The organism is Methylobacterium sp. J-001 (assembly GCF_022829565.1).
Taxonomy (GTDB): Bacteria; Pseudomonadota; Alphaproteobacteria; order Rhizobiales; family Beijerinckiaceae; genus Methylobacterium.
The window spans coordinates 1-650 of sequence record NZ_JAKSYN010000179.1; the positions used below are offsets into that span (position 1 = coordinate 1).

At 71.2% G+C, this 650-nt stretch carries 1 pseudogene; it reads right to left on the bottom strand.

Features of this window, described 5'->3' with window-relative positions:
* Nucleotides 1-650: pseudogene (locus tag MKK65_RS22210) on the bottom strand (1-deoxy-D-xylulose-5-phosphate synthase); the annotation flags it as partial.

Below are 650 nucleotides of genomic sequence, written 5' to 3' on the forward strand. Positions count from 1 at the left end.
CGTGCCGAGCGACAGGATCGCCACCCGGGCCTCCGGGTCCTGGCGGACCATCCGGCCCTTGCCGATCGCCAGCACCTCGCCCCGCTCCGGCAGCTCGACGCCGACGCCCTCGCCGCGCGGGTAGCGCAGCGCGATCGGGCCTGTGTCATGGGCGTGCGCGGTCGCCACCATGTGCACCAGCTCGGCCTCGTCGGCGGCCGCCATCACGGTCATGTTCGGCAGGCAGCACAGATACGCCAGGTCGAAGGCGCCGGCATGCGTCGCCCCGTCCGCGCCGACCAGCCCGGCCCGGTCCAGGCAGAACCGCACGGGCAGGTTCTGCAGCGCCACGTCGTGCACGACCTGGTCGTAGGCCCGCTGCAGGAAGGTCGAGTAGATCGCCACGAACGGCCGGTAGCCCTCCGTCGCCAGCCCACCGGCAAACGTCACCGCGTGCTGCTCGGCGATGCCGACGTCGAAGGTCTTGTCGGGATGGGCCTTGCCGAACAGGTCGATGCCGGTGCCGCCGGGCATCGCCGCGGTGATCGCCACGACCATGTCGTCGGCATCCGCCGCCTTGATCAGGCTCTCGCCGAACACCCTTGTATAGGCCGGGGCGTTGGGCTTGGCCTTGGCCTGCACGCCCGAGACCACGTCGAACTTGACCACGC